Source organism: Kitasatospora sp. NPDC088779 (assembly GCF_040685395.1).
GTDB lineage: Bacteria > Actinomycetota > Actinomycetes > Streptomycetales > Streptomycetaceae > Kitasatospora.
The window spans coordinates 51,362-66,938 of record NZ_JBFBHW010000033.1; the positions used below are offsets into that span (position 1 = coordinate 51,362).

The 15,577-nt window shown below is 73.6% G+C and carries 15 protein-coding genes and 1 pseudogene; 13 read left to right on the plus strand and 3 right to left on the minus strand.

Translation table 11 applies throughout. The features are described 5' to 3' along the window. Nucleotides 1-149: 149 nt before the first annotated feature. Nucleotides 150-476, minus strand: coding sequence for a hypothetical protein (locus AB0P03_RS27075; RefSeq protein WP_063350717.1), 327 nt, complete (start codon nucleotides 474-476; stop codon nucleotides 150-152). A 201-nt stretch (nucleotides 477-677) separates the two neighbouring features. Here AB0P03_RS27075 and AB0P03_RS27080 point away from each other — a divergent pair, with 201 nt between their 5' ends. The 7 genes and pseudogenes from AB0P03_RS27080 to AB0P03_RS27110 all read left to right on the plus strand — a co-directional run bounded on the left by AB0P03_RS27080 (nucleotide 678) and on the right by AB0P03_RS27110 (nucleotide 7,773). Then, the gene (locus tag AB0P03_RS27080; RefSeq protein ID WP_363631344.1) at nucleotides 678-1,634 is read left to right on the plus strand and encodes an STM4015 family protein; all 957 of its coding nucleotides are present in this window, start codon (nucleotides 678-680) and stop codon (nucleotides 1,632-1,634) included. Nucleotides 1,635-1,713: 79 nt separating this feature from the next. Next, the gene (locus tag AB0P03_RS27085; RefSeq protein ID WP_363631346.1) at nucleotides 1,714-2,655 is read left to right on the plus strand and encodes an STM4015 family protein; all 942 of its coding nucleotides are present in this window, start codon (nucleotides 1,714-1,716) and stop codon (nucleotides 2,653-2,655) included. Between the two features lie 15 nt (nucleotides 2,656-2,670). Beyond that, entirely contained in the window at nucleotides 2,671-3,810 is a 1,140-nt protein-coding gene (locus tag AB0P03_RS27090) for an STM4014 family protein (RefSeq protein WP_363631347.1), read from the plus strand. 47 nt (nucleotides 3,811-3,857) lie between these two features. Continuing rightward, nucleotides 3,858-4,655: pseudogene (locus AB0P03_RS27095) on the plus strand (STM4013/SEN3800 family hydrolase); the annotation flags it as partial. Nucleotides 4,656-4,831: 176 nt separating this feature from the next. Further along, the gene (locus AB0P03_RS27100) at nucleotides 4,832-6,163 is read left to right on the plus strand and encodes an STM4012 family radical SAM protein (protein ID WP_363631349.1); all 1,332 of its coding nucleotides are present in this window, start codon (nucleotides 4,832-4,834) and stop codon (nucleotides 6,161-6,163) included. Next, nucleotides 6,160-7,113, plus strand: a complete 954-nt coding sequence (locus AB0P03_RS27105; RefSeq protein WP_363631350.1) for an STM4011 family radical SAM protein — start codon at nucleotides 6,160-6,162, stop codon at nucleotides 7,111-7,113. The genes AB0P03_RS27100 and AB0P03_RS27105 overlap by 4 nt, the downstream gene beginning before the upstream one ends. Before the next feature lie 279 nt (nucleotides 7,114-7,392). Beyond that, entirely contained in the window at nucleotides 7,393-7,773 is a 381-nt protein-coding gene (locus tag AB0P03_RS27110; RefSeq protein ID WP_363582641.1) for a VOC family protein, read from the plus strand. Nucleotides 7,774-7,928: 155 nt separating this feature from the next. Here AB0P03_RS27110 and AB0P03_RS27115 read toward each other — a convergent pair whose 3' ends face one another. Beyond that, a complete protein-coding gene (locus tag AB0P03_RS27115; RefSeq protein WP_363631352.1) occupies nucleotides 7,929-9,524 on the minus strand; it encodes a YDG/SRA domain-containing protein in 1,596 nt (531 codons plus the stop codon). 261 nt (nucleotides 9,525-9,785) lie between these two features. Here AB0P03_RS27115 and AB0P03_RS27120 point away from each other — a divergent pair, with 261 nt between their 5' ends. Further along, nucleotides 9,786-10,115 (plus strand): hypothetical protein, encoded by a 330-nt coding sequence (locus tag AB0P03_RS27120; RefSeq protein WP_363582638.1) that lies wholly within the window; start codon nucleotides 9,786-9,788, stop codon nucleotides 10,113-10,115. Between the two features lie 173 nt (nucleotides 10,116-10,288). Then, nucleotides 10,289-11,179: a YhjD/YihY/BrkB family envelope integrity protein gene (locus AB0P03_RS27125; protein ID WP_363631354.1), complete on the plus strand. Its 891-nt coding sequence runs from the start codon at nucleotides 10,289-10,291 to the stop codon at nucleotides 11,177-11,179. Between the two features lie 64 nt (nucleotides 11,180-11,243). On the opposite strand, the gene AB0P03_RS27130 is transcribed toward AB0P03_RS27125, so the two are convergent. After that, complete coding sequence (locus tag AB0P03_RS27130; protein WP_363631356.1) at nucleotides 11,244-11,951, minus strand: rhomboid-like protein; 708 nt, start codon at nucleotides 11,949-11,951, stop codon at nucleotides 11,244-11,246. Here AB0P03_RS27130 and AB0P03_RS27135 point away from each other — a divergent pair. The 4 genes from AB0P03_RS27135 to argG all read left to right on the plus strand — a co-directional run bounded on the left by AB0P03_RS27135 (nucleotide 11,938) and on the right by argG (nucleotide 15,417). Beyond that, complete coding sequence (locus tag AB0P03_RS27135; RefSeq protein WP_363631358.1) at nucleotides 11,938-12,393, plus strand: hypothetical protein; 456 nt, start codon at nucleotides 11,938-11,940, stop codon at nucleotides 12,391-12,393. The two genes, AB0P03_RS27130 and AB0P03_RS27135, sit on opposite strands and share 14 nt — an antisense overlap. A gap of 71 nt (nucleotides 12,394-12,464) precedes the next feature. Continuing rightward, nucleotides 12,465-13,148, plus strand: coding sequence for a rhomboid-like protein (locus tag AB0P03_RS27140; protein ID WP_363631359.1), 684 nt, complete (start codon nucleotides 12,465-12,467; stop codon nucleotides 13,146-13,148). A gap of 75 nt (nucleotides 13,149-13,223) precedes the next feature. Beyond that, a complete protein-coding gene (locus AB0P03_RS27145; RefSeq protein WP_363582629.1) occupies nucleotides 13,224-13,754 on the plus strand; it encodes a hypothetical protein in 531 nt (176 codons plus the stop codon). Nucleotides 13,755-13,992: 238 nt separating this feature from the next. After that, a complete protein-coding gene (gene argG / locus AB0P03_RS27150) occupies nucleotides 13,993-15,417 on the plus strand; it encodes an argininosuccinate synthase (protein WP_063350707.1) in 1,425 nt (474 codons plus the stop codon). Nucleotides 15,418-15,577: the final 160 nt, after the last annotated feature.

Here is a 15,577-nt window from a genome sequence, read left to right on the forward strand (position 1 = left end):
CCTGCTTCCGTTCCGTTCGGCACTGCGCGTTCCACGCTGCACGTTCCGCGTTGCACGCCGCGCCCGCCCACCCGTCTGCGCGCCGCCTGCCGTCGCCCGACGCCCGGTCACCCGCCCATCAGCCACCGGTCCGCTCGTCGGGCCCCGCGTCAGTCCGCGACCACCCGCACTGCGCCCGGGGTGTACTCGCGCTGGCGCACCACCCGGTACCAGCTCTTCGGCAGCGGTATCGCCGCATGCTCCTCGTGCACCACCCGGCCGCCCTCGGGCAGGTGCAGCCAGCCCGCGCCGAACGGGCCGGCCTCCCGGCGCAGTTCCCCGGGACCGACCACGGCGTGCGCGTGGCCGGTGACCTCCCCGAGGGCCAGCACCATCCGGCCCCGGCCGTCCCGGGGCTGGACGGCCAGCGCGGCCACCCGGGGCGGCACGGCGCCCTCCTCGACCGGCACGATCAGCACATCGCCCTGGCGGTACATCAGTCCTCCCTCGCCGTACGGCCGGACCCCGGCGGCTGCCGGAATCCCGGGCTCCGCCGCGCTGTTCGCGGTCACGTTCCGGAGCCACGACCAGAACGTAGGGCATGGGTCTGACAACGCGCCCGGCCCGCCACCCGGCCACCGGATTGTCGGACCCGACTGGTAGACACGTGTTCGGCCCCGACCCCTGAGGAGCAGCGCATGACCGTCAACCACCACATCGAGCAGTTCCACGGTCTCCCGGTCTTCGACTTCGTCCAGGCCCTGGACGAGGCCGCCGACGGCGGCGACGCGGCAGCCGTGACCCTGCCGGAGCCGGCGTCGGCCGCCTGGCGGATCGGCCTGCACTACGACTCCGAGGAGGCCTTCACCGAGCGCTGGCGGCAGTTCCTCGACACGGTCGACACCGAGCGCGTGACGGCCGTGGTGATCGGCCCGTGGTTCTCCGACGAGCCGGAGCAACTCGACGCCGCCCTGGCCGCGATCGTCGAGGCGGCGGGCCGGCTGCCCGCGCTGCGAGGGCTCTTCGTCGGCGACGTCACGTACGAGGAGAGCGAGATCTCCTGGTTGGAGATGTGCAACGTCACCCCGCTGCTGACGGCCTACCCCGAGCTGGCCGAGCTGGTGGTGCGCGGCGGCAACAACCTGGAGCTGACACCCGTGCGCCACGAGGCGCTGCGAGCCCTGCGCTTCGAGGCCGGCGGCCTGCCGGCCCGGGTGGTGCGGGCGGTGGCCGGCTGCGACTTCCCCGCCCTGGAGCGGCTCGAACTCTGGCTCGGCGTCGACAACTACGGCGGCGACGCCACGCTGGACGACCTCGCCCCCTTCCTGGACGGCACACGCTTCCCCGCGGTGCGCCATCTGGGCCTGCAGAACAGCGAGTTCGAGGACGACATCGCGGCCGCCGTGGCGCACGCGCCGGTGGTGGCCCGGCTGGAGTCGCTCAGCCTCGCCATGGGCGTGCTGACCGACCAGGGCGCCACCGCCCTGCTGGAGGGCCAGCCCCTCACCCACCTGCGCGCCCTCGACCTGCACCACCACTTCCTCACCGGGGAGGTGCAGCAGCGCCTCACCGAGGCCCTGCCGGGCGTCGAGATCGACCTCTCCGAGGCCGGAAAGCCCGACGACCGGTGGCGCTACGTCGCCGTGGCCGAGTAGCCGTCACCGACCGCGCGCGCCCGACGCCGCCGCACCGCCGCACCGACCAGCCCACCACGCCCATCCGTCTGGAACCGACATGACCGTCTCCCTCCACCCCGACCGCTTCCACGACCTGCCGATCCACGACTTCACCCCCGACGACGGCACCCGCACGCCGCCCGCCGCCGGCTCGGTCGCCTGGCGGCTCGCCCTGGACTACGACGCGAAGCACGACTTCGCGCAGCTCTGGCAGACCTTCCTCGACACCGTCGACCCTGCCGGAGTCCGCGCCCTGGTGATCGGCCCCTGGTGGCGCGGCGACTACGTCTCCGTGGCCGCCACCGTCGCCGCCATCACCGCGGAAGCGGAGCGCCTGCCCGCCCTGGAAGCGCTCTTCCTCGGGGACGTGACCTACGACGAGTGCGAGATCTCCTGGATGGAGATGGGCGACGTCACCCCCCTGCTGACGGCCTTCCCCGGGCTGACCGAGCTGACCGTCCGCGGCGGCACGGACCTGAGCCTCCAGCCCGTGCGGCACGACCGGCTGGCCGCGCTGCGCTTCGAGGCCGGCGGCCTGCCGGCCCGGGTGGTGCGGGCGGTGGCGGGTTCCGAGCTGCCGGCACTGGAGCGCCTGACGCTCTGGCTCGGCGTGGACGAGTACGGCGGTGACGCCACGATCGACGACCTCGCCCCCTTCCTGGACGGCGCCCGCCTCCCGAGCTTGCGCCACCTCGGGCTGGCCAACAGCGAGTTCCAGGACGAGATCGCCTCGGCCGTCGCGCACGCGCCCGTGGTGGCCCGGCTGGAGTCGCTCGACCTGTCCATGGGCGTGCTCTCCGACGACGGCGCCGCCGCCCTGCTGGAGGGCCAGCCGCTCACCCACCTGCGCGCCCTCGACCTGCACCACCACTACGTCGGCGAGGAGATGCAGCAGCGCCTCACCGAGGCCCTGCCCGGGGTCGCGCTCGACCTCTCCGAGGCCGAGGACCCCGACGAGGACGAGGACGACGGGGACCGCTACGTCGCGGTCGCCGAGTAGGCGGGTGACGGCACGATGACACCGCGGCTGACCGTCCTCGGCAATCCCGGGCACCGGCGGGTGACGCTGTTCGCCGCCGCCGCCCGGGCCGCCGGGCTGCCCGAGCCCGCCGTCCTGCCCTGGCTGGACGTGCTGCGCGGCGACTACCGGCTGCCCGAGGACGGCCTGCTGCGGATCGAGTCGCCCGGCGAGGAGGCCCTGGTCGACGAACTGCTGCGCGGCCCGGCGCTCGGCCCGTCCTACGCACCGACCCGGGTCGAGGGCACGGCCGCCTGGTACGCGGGGGTGACGGCCGCGCTGCGCGAGCTGGCCGGGCGCCCCGACGTACGGCTGCTGGGCGATCCGGAGGAGATCGCCGTGATGTTCGACAAACGGCGGGCACACGCGCTCCTCGCCGCCGCCGGGGTGCCGGTACCCCGGGCGCTGGGCGGCGAGGTCACCGGCTGGGAGCAGTTGCGCGGGCGGCTGGCCACGGCCGGCCTGCGACGGGTCTTCGTCAAGCCCGCACACGGCTCCTCCGCCTCCGGGGTGACGGCCCTGCAGTTCGGGCCGCGCGGGCAGGTCCTGGCCACCACTTCGGTCGAGCTGGCCGACGGACTGCTGCACAACTCGCTGCGGGTCCGCCAGTACCGCGGCGAGCGGGAGGTGGCCGAGATCATCGACCGGCTGGCACCGGACGGGCTGCACGTCGAGCAGTGGATCCCGAAGGCCGCGCAGTCCGGCCGCTCGGCCGACCTGCGCGTGGTGGTGGTCGCCGGCCGGGCCACCCACGCGGTGGTGCGCACGAGCGCGCAACCGATGACCAACCTGCACCTCGGCGGCGCCCGGGGCAGCCTCGACCTGGCCCGGGAGGCCGCCGGGCCCGCATGGCCGGCCCTGCTGGAGACGGCCGAGCGCGCGGCGGCCTGCTTCCCCGGCTCGTTGATGGTCGGGGTCGACGTCCTGCCCACGGCCGGCTGGCGGCGCGCCCTGGTCGGCGAGGTCAACGCCTTCGGCGACCTGCTCCCCAACCTCACCGGCCTGCCCGGCGGCCCCGCCGAGGGCCTCGACACCTACGGCGCCCAGCTCGCCGCCCTCACCGGGGCCACCGGCCGCACCACCGGAACGCCCCTCCCCACCCCGACGGACCACCAGATCACGGAACCCTCCCGATGAACCACCAGACCTCCCCCCACACCCAGGCTCCCGCTCCGACCCCCGACATGAACGCGGTCGTCGGCACGCACGACCTGCTGCTCGTCACGCTCGACACGCTCCGCTTCGACGTCGCCGAGGAGTTGGCCGCCGCAGGCCGGATCCCGCACCTCGCCGCCTTCCTCCCCGGCGGCCGCTGGGAGCGCCGGCACGCGCCCGGCAGCTTCACCTACGCCTCCCACCAGGCGATCCTGGCCGGTTTCCTGCCCACCCCGGCCTCCCCCGACGGCCCCCACCCGCGCCTGTTCGCGGCCCGCTTCGCCGGCTCCGAGAGCACCGCCCCGCGCACCTGGGTGTTCGACGCACCGGATCTGCCGACCGCCCTCGCCGCCGCCGGGTACCGGACGGTCTGCATCGGCGGCGTGGGCTTCTTCAACAAGCAGGGCCCGCTCGGCTCGGTGCTGCCCGGCCTGTTCCAGGAGAGCCACTGGGATCCCGGGATGGGCGTGCCGTCCCCGACGTCCTTCGAGGAGCAGGTCGCCCGGGCGGAGCGGGTCGCCGCCGAACAGCCCGCCGGGCAACCGCTGTTCCTGTTCCTGAACGTCTCGGCGCTGCACCAGCCCAACTGGTTCCACCTGCCCGGCGCCACCCGTGAGCACGGCGACTCCCGGGCCAGCCACGCCGCCGCCCTGGAGTACGTGGACGCCCACATCGGCCGGCTCTTCGCGGCGATGAGCTCCCGCCGCCCCTGCTTCGCGATCGTCTGCTCCGACCACGGCACGGCGTACGGCGAGGACGGCTACACCGGGCACCGGATCGGCCACGAGGTGGTCTGGACCGTCCCGTACGCCCACTTCACCATCCCCGCGGCCGTCCCCGATGCCGACCCCGCCGACCCCGCCGACCCCGCCGCCCCCGCCGCCCCCGCAGCTCCCGCAGCTCCCGCAGCTCCTGCAGCTCCTGCGGCCAGCCCAGCCGCCGCTGCCGTCCCTGCCACCGCCACCACCGCCACCGCCGCCACCGCCGCCACCGAGGAGCGCGCATGACCACCGCACCCCCGCGCCCCGACTCGCCCTACCAGTCCTACGTCTACGCCTACCCGCACAAGACCGCCTACCGCCCGCTGCCCGAGCGCCCGGGGCTGCGCGAGCTGTGGGCCGGCGAGGCGCAGGACGCGCTCTCGCTCTACCTGCACATCCCGTTCTGCGAGGTCCGCTGCGGCTTCTGCAACCTGTTCACCAGGATCGGCAGCCCCGAGGGCCTGACCACCGCGTACCTGGACGCCCTGGAGCGCCAGGCGGTGGACGTCCGCACCGCGCTGGACGAAGGCGCGCGCTTCGCGCTGGCCGCCTTCGGCGGCGGCACACCCACCTACCTGACGGCCCGCGAGCTGGAGCGGCTGTGCGACATCGCCGAGCGGCGGATGGGCGCCGACCTGCGGGCGATACCGCTCTCGGTGGAGGCCTCCCCCGCCACCGCGACCGCCGACCGGCTGGAGGTCCTGGCCGCCCGGGGCACCACCCGGCTGAGCCTGGGCGTACAGTCCTTCGTCGACGCCGAGGCCCGCTCCGCCGTGCGCCCGCAGAAGCGGGCCGAGGTGGAGGCCGCCCTCGACCGGATCCGTGCCGCCGGGTTCCCGGTGCTCAACATCGACCTCATCTACGGCATCGACGGCCAGTCCGAGGCCAGTTGGCTGCACTCGCTGGACGCCGCGCTCGCCTGGCAGCCCGAGGAGCTGTACCTCTACCCGCTCTACGTGCGCCCGCTCACCGGCCTGGCCCGGCGAGGCGAGCAGGAGAGCCACTCCGCCTGGGACACCCGCCGGCTCGCGCTCTACCGCACCGGCCGCGACCACCTGCTGGCCCAGGGCTATCAGCAGGTGTCGATGCGGATGTTCCGCCGCGCCGCTTCCCCGCAGGCCGGGGCGAGCGAGTACGCCTGCCAGACGGACGGCATGGTCGGCCTGGGCTGCGGCGCCCGCTCCTACACCTCGCGGCTGCACTACTCCTTCGACTACGCGGTGAACGCCACCGAGGTGCGCGGAATCATCGACGACTTCGTCGCCACCGAGGACTTCCACCACGCCGAGGTGGGGCACCGGATGAGCGGCGGGGAACCACGCCGGCGGCACCTGGTGCAGTCGCTGCTCCAGGCCGAGGGCATGCCGTTGGCCGACTACCGGGCCCGGTTCGGCAGCACACCGGCCGCCGACTTCCCGGCGGAACTGGCCGAGTTCACCGCGCGCGGCTGGCTCGCCGATGACCGGGACCGCCTGGTGCTCAGCCCGGAGGGCCTGGCGCACTCGGACGCGGCCGGGCCGATGCTGTTCTCGCCCGAGGTCCAGGCCCTGATGACGGCCTACGAGGCGAAATGACCTTCCTCGGCCTGCCGTCCACCACCCCGCCCGCACCGCGCACACCGAGCGCCGAGAGCGCACCGACCGACGCGGCCGACCGCGGGCGCGACCTCACCCTGCTCTACCGTGGCCCGCTCGCCTCCTGCGACTACGACTGCCCCTACTGCCCGTTCGCCAAGCGCCGCGACACACCCGATCAACTGCGCGCCGACCGCGCGGCCTTGGAGCGGTTCACCGGCTGGGCGGCCGGCCGGGCGGGCAGCGGTGACACCCTCGCCCTGCTGTTCACGCCCTGGGGCGAGGGCCTGGTGCGGTCCTGGTACCGACGGGCGCTGGTCGAGCTGAGTCGGCTCCCGCACGTACGCCGGGTGGCGATCCAGACCAACCTCAGCTGCCGGACCGACTGGCTCGCCGACGCCGATCCCGACACCCTCGCGCTCTGGGTGACGTACCACCCCGGCCAGGTCACCCGGGAGCGTTTCCTCGTCAAGTGCCGGGAGCTGGACGCCATGGGCGTGCGCTACAGCGTCGGCGTGGTCGGCCAGCCCGAGCACCTGGCCGAGGCCCGCCGGCTGCGCGCCGAACTCGCCGCAGGCGTCTACCTCTGGGTCAACGCCGCCGAAGGCCGCACCTACACCGACGCCGAGGCCGCAGACTGGGCAGCCGTCGACCCGCACTTCGGCTACAGCCGGCACGCCCACCCCAGCGCCGACCGCCCCTGCCGAACCGGCGAGTCCGTGCTCTCCGTGGACGGCGACGGCACCGTCCGCCGCTGCCACTTCGTCCGGGACGTCCTCGGCAACCTGTACGACGGCTCCTACCGCACCCAGCTGCGGGCGCGCGGCTGCCCGTTGCCGGTCTGCGACTGCCACATCGGCTACGTCCACCTGGAGACCCTGCCGCTGTACGAGCTGTTCGGCGCCGGCGTGCTGGAGCGGGTGCCACACGACTGGCCACAACGCGGCTGAGACCGGGCGGCGGGACGCGACAACCCGATCGCCGGACGGGGCCGCCACCCGCGAAAGCACACGAACGACCGTGCAGAACCCTCCGCGCCCCGCTCGTCCCGCTCGACCGCACCTCTCCGAGCGCGGCGACACCCGGCGACCGCCCGCACACGCCCCGGCTCCGCCGGCTCCAGCCCGGCTCGCCCCGCCGCCGCCCGCCGCCACCCATCGCCGCCCCCGCCCCCGTGGGCGCCCGCCCGCCAACGTCCCTAGCCTGGAAGCAGGAGGAGGCGAAGCACCATGCTTGGAGACGCACCACTGCAGGCCGTCATCCCCGCCGCCGACCTCGCCCGCGCGAGGAGTTTCTACACCGACACCCTCGGCCTCAAGCTCGCCGAGGAGACCGACGAGGAACTGGTCTGCGACTGCGGCGGCACCCAGTTCACGATCTACCACACCCCCAGCGGCGGACAGGCCGCCCACACCCTCGCCAGCTTCAAGGTCGCCGACCTCGACGGCGCGATGTCGGCCCTGCGTGAGCGCGGCATCACGTTCGAGGAGTACGACTTCCCCGGGCTGAAGACCGTCAACGGCATCGCCGAACGCGACAACCTGCGCGCCGCCTGGTTCAAGGACAGCGAGGGCAACATCCTCTGCCTGGCCCAGTCCGTCAGCCGGTAGCGCAACCCCCCATCCCCCCCGGGCCGAATCCGCTGCCCCGCCCGCTCACCACGAGCGGGCGGGGCAGCAGCCTCGCGACCGCCGGACGACCGGCCCCCACCCGCAACGGCTGGGCCAGCACAACCGGTTCTGCTCCTGCCCTGCCCGGACAGGGGTCAGCGCATGCCCTCGTGCCGGGGAACCCCGTGCCGCAGCCGGTGCTCCGCGAGGCGCTTCCGGTCGACGACGTGATCCGCCGCCTCTCGCAGCCGGCCCAGCACGGAGCTGTCGTCGCGGCTCACCACCGTGAGGTCGTCGTTGACGATCAGCATGCCGAAGTCGAACAGCACGTGGTGGTTGGCACACAGGCAGAGAACGTTGTCGACGGTGTCCGACCCGTGGTGCGGTCTCCCCAGGGGCGTGATGTGTGCGGCCTCGGCGTAGGCGCCGCCCGGGACCACCATGCGGACACCGCACACCTGGCAGGTGTAGTCGTGCGCACGTTTCACGTGGGTGGCGATCGCGGTGTTCCGGACGACGCGCTCGATCGATGTCGCGGATCGGACCGGCCCCGCCTCCCGACCGTCCTCATCCGTCGGAGCCGTCACCCGATCCGTCACCGGAGCCGCTACCTGAGCCGTCACCCGATCCGATACCCGGGCGACTGCCGCAGCCTGTTCGGCCGGGGGAAGGGCGACCAGGCGGAACCGCCACACGAGGAAACCGTCGGAGGAGGTCTCGGACCAGAGGTCCTCGACCCGGAAGAGCCCGTCGTAGCGGTAGAAGGAGCGGGTCGCGGTGGTGACTCCCCGGACCACGCGAACCGGGGCCCCGGTCGCCGCGCTCGTCGCCAGGGCCGCGTTGCCGCGCGTCAGCTGCTGGTTCCGGGCCGGCTGCCCCGTCTGCGGGCTTCGCCCGCCCTCCCCGGTGTAGAGGATCACATCACCGAGGTCCTCGTCCTCCTCGTACCCACCGGAGACCACGATCGATTCCGCGCCGAGCTCTCGCAGACCGCAGATACCGGCCTGGAGCGGCCGGTGCACACCGGCCAGCGAGAGCGTCCGCCGGTTGTCGAACTCCTGGCCCAGTCGTACGCCCGGCACCGGCCCGATGCCGTCGGGGAACGGGCCGAACTCGACGGGAGCCTGCCCTTCCGGGAGGGCCGTGGCCAGTTCCCTGACCCTCGCCCGCTCCTCCTGCCGCGCCGTCTGGGCGCGGAAGAGCACCTCCCCGATGAAGGTGTCCCGGGTGGCCGCCAGCCAGGCGCTGTCATCGGCGCGCAGCGCGGACAGCCCGTCGAAGAGTTCGCGAAGCCGCGACTCCGTCGGAATGGTCCGTCCGTCCAGGTAGGAGTCGAGGGTTCGCGCGCTCAGGTCGCAGTGGCGCGCCACCCGTTCGGTCGACGGGTCGCCGACCTTGCTCCACAGTCCGCGCAGCGCGCGGGTGAAGTCCTCCTCCTCGGGTGTGCGGCCGGCCGTCGCCGCGCCCTGCCGCCGGGCCGCCTCCGCGAGGCCTTCCTCGGCGGAACGTCGCCGGTCGTGCCACTGCCGCCGTTCGAGCTCGCTGCCGCTGCCCCACGCCTCGACCATGGCGTCCAGGTTCTTGGCGCTCGGCAGGCGGGATCCGTTCAGGGCGGCGTAGACCGCCGTCCGCGAGGCGCCTCGCGCGACGACCGTCTCGACCGTGCCCCGGGAGCGTTCCTTGAGTTCGCGGAGCTCGCGGGCGAAGGAGACCAGCGGGCCCGTTCCACTCAGCGGGAGCCTGCGCGCCATATCCCCACCGTGAGATTCCTCACAGTTCCTCTCCCATTTCCTGTGATGTGAGTCACATCGATGACGCCAGTGCGCCTCTGACCTGGACCAACATCAACTTTCTCAAGTCCCGCGATGTTTTCTGCGGTTTTTTGGCCTTCCACGGCTCTGTCATCGTAGCCACTGTCGGTACGAGCCGTACGCCCCACAACGGAGCGACGGCTCCCTGCGTCAACAGGAAGCCGTCATCACTCGTAGCCCCATCAACACCCGGAGAACTACATGCACGAGGGTACGGGGATTCCCGCGTCGGGCGGAAGCGCCCAGGCCACGGGCACCGCACCGCCCGCACCGGGCCCCCGCTGGCTCGCTCCGGCCGGAGTCGCCGCGACCGGCGCAGGCCCGGTCGCGGCCGGATTCCAGAGCAACAACACCATCGCGATCATCTCGGCGGCCCCGAGCCTCGTCGTGGTGTTGCTGTTCTTCTTCGGGGTCGTCTGCCCGGCGGTCTGGTCGCGCAAGGCCCAGCGCAAGAAGGCGGCCCTCAACGTGCTCAACACGCTCATCGGGCGGAGTCCCACGAGCCCCATGAGCCCGCCGCCCCGACGGTAGACCCACGACCACACCACACCACACCCGTTCCCCGTCCCCGTCCCCGATCCCCACACCCGATGCCGCCGCCCGACGCCGCCCACCCGCCTGCGGACGGACACCTCCGGTGGCGGGACGGGCCGGGCTGGCCTTGACTGGGGCGGATCGTTGCCCCGCTGCGGGAGGACCGAGGGATGAGGTCGGTGAGGGAGGCCGCCGGCCGTTGGGGGGAGCGGCTGGCCCGGGGCCGCGGGCAGTGGGAGCGGGCACGGGTCGAGGCCGAGCGGCGCTTCCCGGTGATCACCGAGCTGACGGCCCGGCTGCTCTCCCCCGGACTGCTGGACGCCGCCACCCGGATGGCCTCCCAGATCTTCCTGACCTCCGTACCACTGCTGTTCGCGGTGGCCGCGTTCGCCCCGCCCGATGTGCGGGACCAGCTGGTGGCCTCGCTCCGCGCGCTGTTCGGCGTCTCCGGCGCCTCGGATCAGGAGCTGCGCCAGGCGCTGTACGGCACCGGGGACCTGCGAGGCACCACCGGAATCATCGGCGTGCTGATGGCACTGCTGTCGGCGACCAGTTGCAGCCGCGCGGTGGCCCGGGTCTGCGAGCACGCCTGGCGGCTGCCGAAGGCCGGTACCCGGGCGGCGGCCTGGCGGTGGCTGCTGTGGATCGTGGCCTGGCTGACGGTGCTGCTCTTCCAGGGCTCGTTGCGGGACGGTTTCGGTGTCGGCTTCTGGCTGGGCCTGCCGCTCACCTTCGCGGCGTCCTTGGTGGTCTGGTGGTGGACCACCCACCTGCTGTTGAGCGCCCGGGTCGGCTGGCTGCCGCTGCTGCCCGGCGCGCTGCTGACGGCCGCCGCGGCCACCGCGATGTCACTGACCGCCCGGGTCTACATGCCGGGCGCGCTGAACCGCAGTCTGGCCCATTACGGTTCGCTGGGGCTGGTGCTGATACTGCTGTCCTGGCTGATCGCGCTCTGCGCCGCCGTCACCTTCTCCGTCACGGCGGGGGCGGTGCTGGCCCAGGGGCCCCCGCTGAACGTCTACCTGGGCACGCCCGCCCCGGACCCCCCGCGCACCGGCTGATCCGTCGACGCCGCCACCACCACGGAGCAGCCACCAAGCACCACCGCCGCCGCCGCCACCACCGTCAACGCCGGCGCAGCCGCCGTCGGACGAGCCGGCCCATGGCAACCGGGTCCCAGGAGCCCGGGCGGTCCCGGGTCAGCGGGTAGCAGGCCAGGCCGATCAGCACGGCGCTGAAGTGGCCGATGCTGGTGTAGTCCCGACTCTGCGCGACGCCCAGGCCGTAGAAGACCAGCACGCCGGCCACGTACAGGTACCGCCAGGGCCGCACGATCAGATAGGTGAGCACCGCGACCACCCCGGCGAGCGCGTAGCTGACGCCGTAGTCGAGGGTGTAGACGGCCCTCGGCGGGGCGATGCCGCGGTGGATCGCCCACCCGAGCAGGCCCTCGCTGAGGTAGGTCGCGCCGACGTGCGCGATCATCGCCACCGAGATCCAGCGCAGGGTGCCGAGCCAGCGTTCGGCGGGTACGTGGAAGAGGTTGTAGAGCAGGAAGTAGCTCAGCCAGCCGCCGCCCGCGATCCACAGCGCACTGGTGATCAGCACGCGCACCGGTGAGACCTGGAGGTGGTGCAGGTTGGTCGAGCGCCGTTCCAGGATCCGGTCGGCGGTCGCGCTGTCGACGTGGCGGATCACCTGTGTGGTGGCGAGCAGGATCGCCAGCCAGACGTAGGTGCCCGGGGCCCGGCGGACGTAGGTCCGGACCGCGTGCGCGAGGCGTGCCCACCAGGGGCGCCGGTGTCCGGGCGCGTTGGTGGTGCCACCGGTCATCGGCGCCTCCTCGACGGTTCCCTTCACCCTCACCCGGGGCGGCCCCCGGCGCGTCTACGCGGTGCGCCCTTCGAGTGACCGGGTCTCGCGGACGGTCTACGCACCGGCCGCCGGGGCCCAGCAACCCCCGGCGCACGTCCCGACCCAGGCCGACCCGGCGCACGGCCCCAGCCCGTTCGCGGCGACCAGCACCGGCGCGGTGATCCGGCGGATCGTGGACACCGGGCCCGAGCCCGCCGCGCCGGCCGCCGTCCACGCCCTGGACCCGGCGCCGGCCGCCGTGGTGGTCCGCGCGCTGAACGCCGACCCGGCCGGGCGCCCGGCGGACGGCGCGGCGCTGCTGGAGCTGCTGACGGCCGCTCCGGCCCCGGGCGTCCCGGCGCCGAACGCGAGTTCGGTCCGCGAGGAGATCACCCGGGGCTGGCGTACGCTGGCGCTCTGACCGCCCGGAACGGGCCGCCGGGGGCTGCCGGGCGGCACCACCGGGACCGCACAGCGAGGGCGACGGGCACGATGAGCGAGCGCGGCACGACGACCGCACCTGCGGGTATCGACGCCGGCCCCGGAGCGCGGCACCCGGCGCTGCGCGTGGCGGACCGACTGCGGCTGACCACGGTGTACGTGCTGCTGCTGACCGCGACGGCCTGCTGGCTGGCCGGCCAGAGCCACGGCGCCCGGGCCCGGTTCGTCCGGCACAACAGCAGCAACGTCCACCACATGGAGGTCGGCAAGTGGTGGACGATGTTCACCAGCGGGCTGGTGGTCGACGGGGTGCCCGCCTGGGCGGGCATCGCGGCGGTGGCCGTGGTGCTGGGCCTGGCCGAGTGGCGCTGGGGCCCGGCCCGGGCCGGCGCGGTCTTCGTCTTCGGGCACCTGGGCGCCACCCTGCTCACCGAGGGCGCCATGTGGGTGATGCTCACCGCCCGGATCCCGGGGGCGCTGTCCCGGGCGCGTGACGTCGGGATCAGCTACGGGCTGGTCGGCACCGCCGGCTGCCTGCTGGCCCTGGGCCCGGCCCCGCTGCGCCGGTTCGGGCTGCCCGCGCTCGGGCTGGGGCTGGCCGTGACCTGGGCGCTGGACCAGCAACTGGCCGACGCCGGGCACCTGGTGGCGCTAGGCCTCGGCGCACTGGCCGCCCGGACGCCCTGGCTGCGCATCCGGGCCCGGGCCCGGATGCCGGTCTCCGCCGCACGCTGACGGCCTTCCGACACTCCCCCCGGCGCTCCTCCCCGGGGTCTTGCGATCACCCCCACCCCGAGTAATGCTGATTACATGATTACAACCTCACCCGAAGAGCTCCGGGGGTGGTTCACCGGCCGCCTCCCCGCCGACCTGTTCACCGATCTCGTCGAGATCACCGCGGACCGCGAGGAGATCACCGTCGTCGGCCGCATCACCGAGCCCACCCTCGACCGGACGGCCTCGGACGCCGAGCGCGAAGCGGCGTCCGAGGGCCGGATCGCCGAGTTCCGCGACCGGACCAGGGACGCCCGGATCGCCGTCGCCCGGGAGGCCGAGCGCCGCTACGGCCGCAAGGTCTCCTGGGGCGCCGAGTGCGGCGACCTGAGGGGCATGTTCACCACCGTCTCCGCCCCCGTCATGACCCGGCTGCGCCAGCCCGAACGGCAGGTGCTCGACACCCTGGTGGAGGCGGGCGTCGCCCGCAGCCGCAGCGAGGCGCTCGCCTGGTGCGTCCGCCTGGTGCAGCGCCACTCCGACACCTGGCTCACCGAACTGCGCGAGTCGCTGGAGAACGTCCGCCGCCTGCGCGCCCAGGGGCCGGACGCCGACAGCGCCTCCTGACTCCTCTCCCCGGCGTCCGGCCACCCAACGCGCCTGGGAGAAAGCCGGGTTGAGGCCAGGCGACCACCGATCGGCCACGGCGAGGGGCGGCAACAGGAGCGGCCACCCCTCGCCGAGCCGATCGTATGCTCTTGCGATACTCTGCAAACCTATGCCAGAGTGCGGGCATCGGATACGCCGAATCCCCTCACACGTCGCTAAGTCAGGAGCCCGCGCCTCGCGGGTCAAGGGTGCATGCATGTCGAAGGTCTTGAGCAAGCTGCCGGTCGGTGAACGGATCGGCATCGCATTCTCCGGTGGATTGGACACCTCCGTCGCCGTCGCGTGGATGCGCGAGCACGGCGCCGTCCCCTACGCCTACACGGCCGACATCGGCCAGTACGACGAGCCGAACCTCGCCGACGTCCCGGCCCGCGGTCGCGCCTACGGCGCCGAGCAGGCCCGGCTGGTCGACTGCCGGGCGGCGCTGGTCGAGGAGGGCCTGGCCGCCCTCGCCTGCGGTGCCTTCCACATCCGCTCCGCCGGGCAGACGTACTTCAACACCACCCCGCTCGGCCGCGCCGTGACCGGCACCCTGCTGGTCCGCGCGATGCGCGAGGACGAGGTCTCCATCTGGGGCGACGGCTCCACCTACAAGGGCAACGACATCGAGCGGTTCTACCGCTACGGCCTGCTCGCCAACCCCAGCCTGCGGATCTACAAGCCGTGGCTGGACCAGCGGTTCGTCACCGAACTCGGCGGCCGCAAGGAGATGTCCGCCTGGCTCTCCGAGCGCGACCTGCCGTACCGCGACTCCGCCGAGAAGGCCTACTCCACCGACGCCAACATCTGGGGCGCCACCCACGAGGCCAAGCGGCTGGAGTACCTGGACACCTCGATGGAGATCGTCAGCCCGATCATGGGCGTGGCCTTCTGGGACCCGGCGGTCGAGATCCAGACCGAGGACGTGACGATCGAGTTCGAGTTCGGCCGTCCGGTCCGCATCAACGGCCGGGCGTTCGCCGACGCCGTCGAGCTGGTGCACGAGGCCAACCGGATCGGCGGGCGCCACGGCCTGGGCATGTCGGACCAGATCGAGAACCGCATCATCGAGGCCAAGAGTCGCGGCATCTACGAGGCCCCCGGCATGGCGCTGCTGCACACCGCCTACGAGCGGCTGCTCAACGCGATCCACAACGAGGACACCGTCGCCACCTACCACACCCAGGGCCGTCGGCTCGGGCGGCTGCTGTACGAGGGCCGCTGGTTCGACCCGCAGTCGCTGATGCTCCGCGACAGCCTCCAGCGCTGGGTCGGCCAGCCGGTCACCGGCAGCGTCACGCTGCGACTGCGCCGCGGCCAGGACTACTCGGTGCTCGACACCCAGGGCCCGAACCTCAGCTACCACCCCGAGAAGCTGTCCATGGAGCGCAGCGTCGACGCCGCGTTCGTCCCGGACGACCGCATCGGCCAGCTGACCATGCGCAACCTCGACATCGCCGACTCGCGCAGCAAGCTGGAGCAGTACGCGGTGCACGGCCAGCTGGCGCCGTGGAGCGGCCTGATCGGCGAGCTGGCGCCCGGCGGGGCGGCACCGATCGCCGCCGCCGGCCCCGACGCCGAGGCGCTGGCGGCCAAGTCCACCGCGCTCGACAGCGCTGCGATCGAGTCGGGCAACGACTGATCCGCTGCCGTGACCACGTCCGAGGGCCGCCGCACCACACCGGTGCGGCGGCCCTCGGCGGTTCCGGGCGAGCTGCGGCCGTTCCGGGCCTGAGCCCTCCGGGCCTCACCCGCACAGCGGCCCCGGCCGTGCACGGCGGCCCCGGGCGTAGCTGAATGGG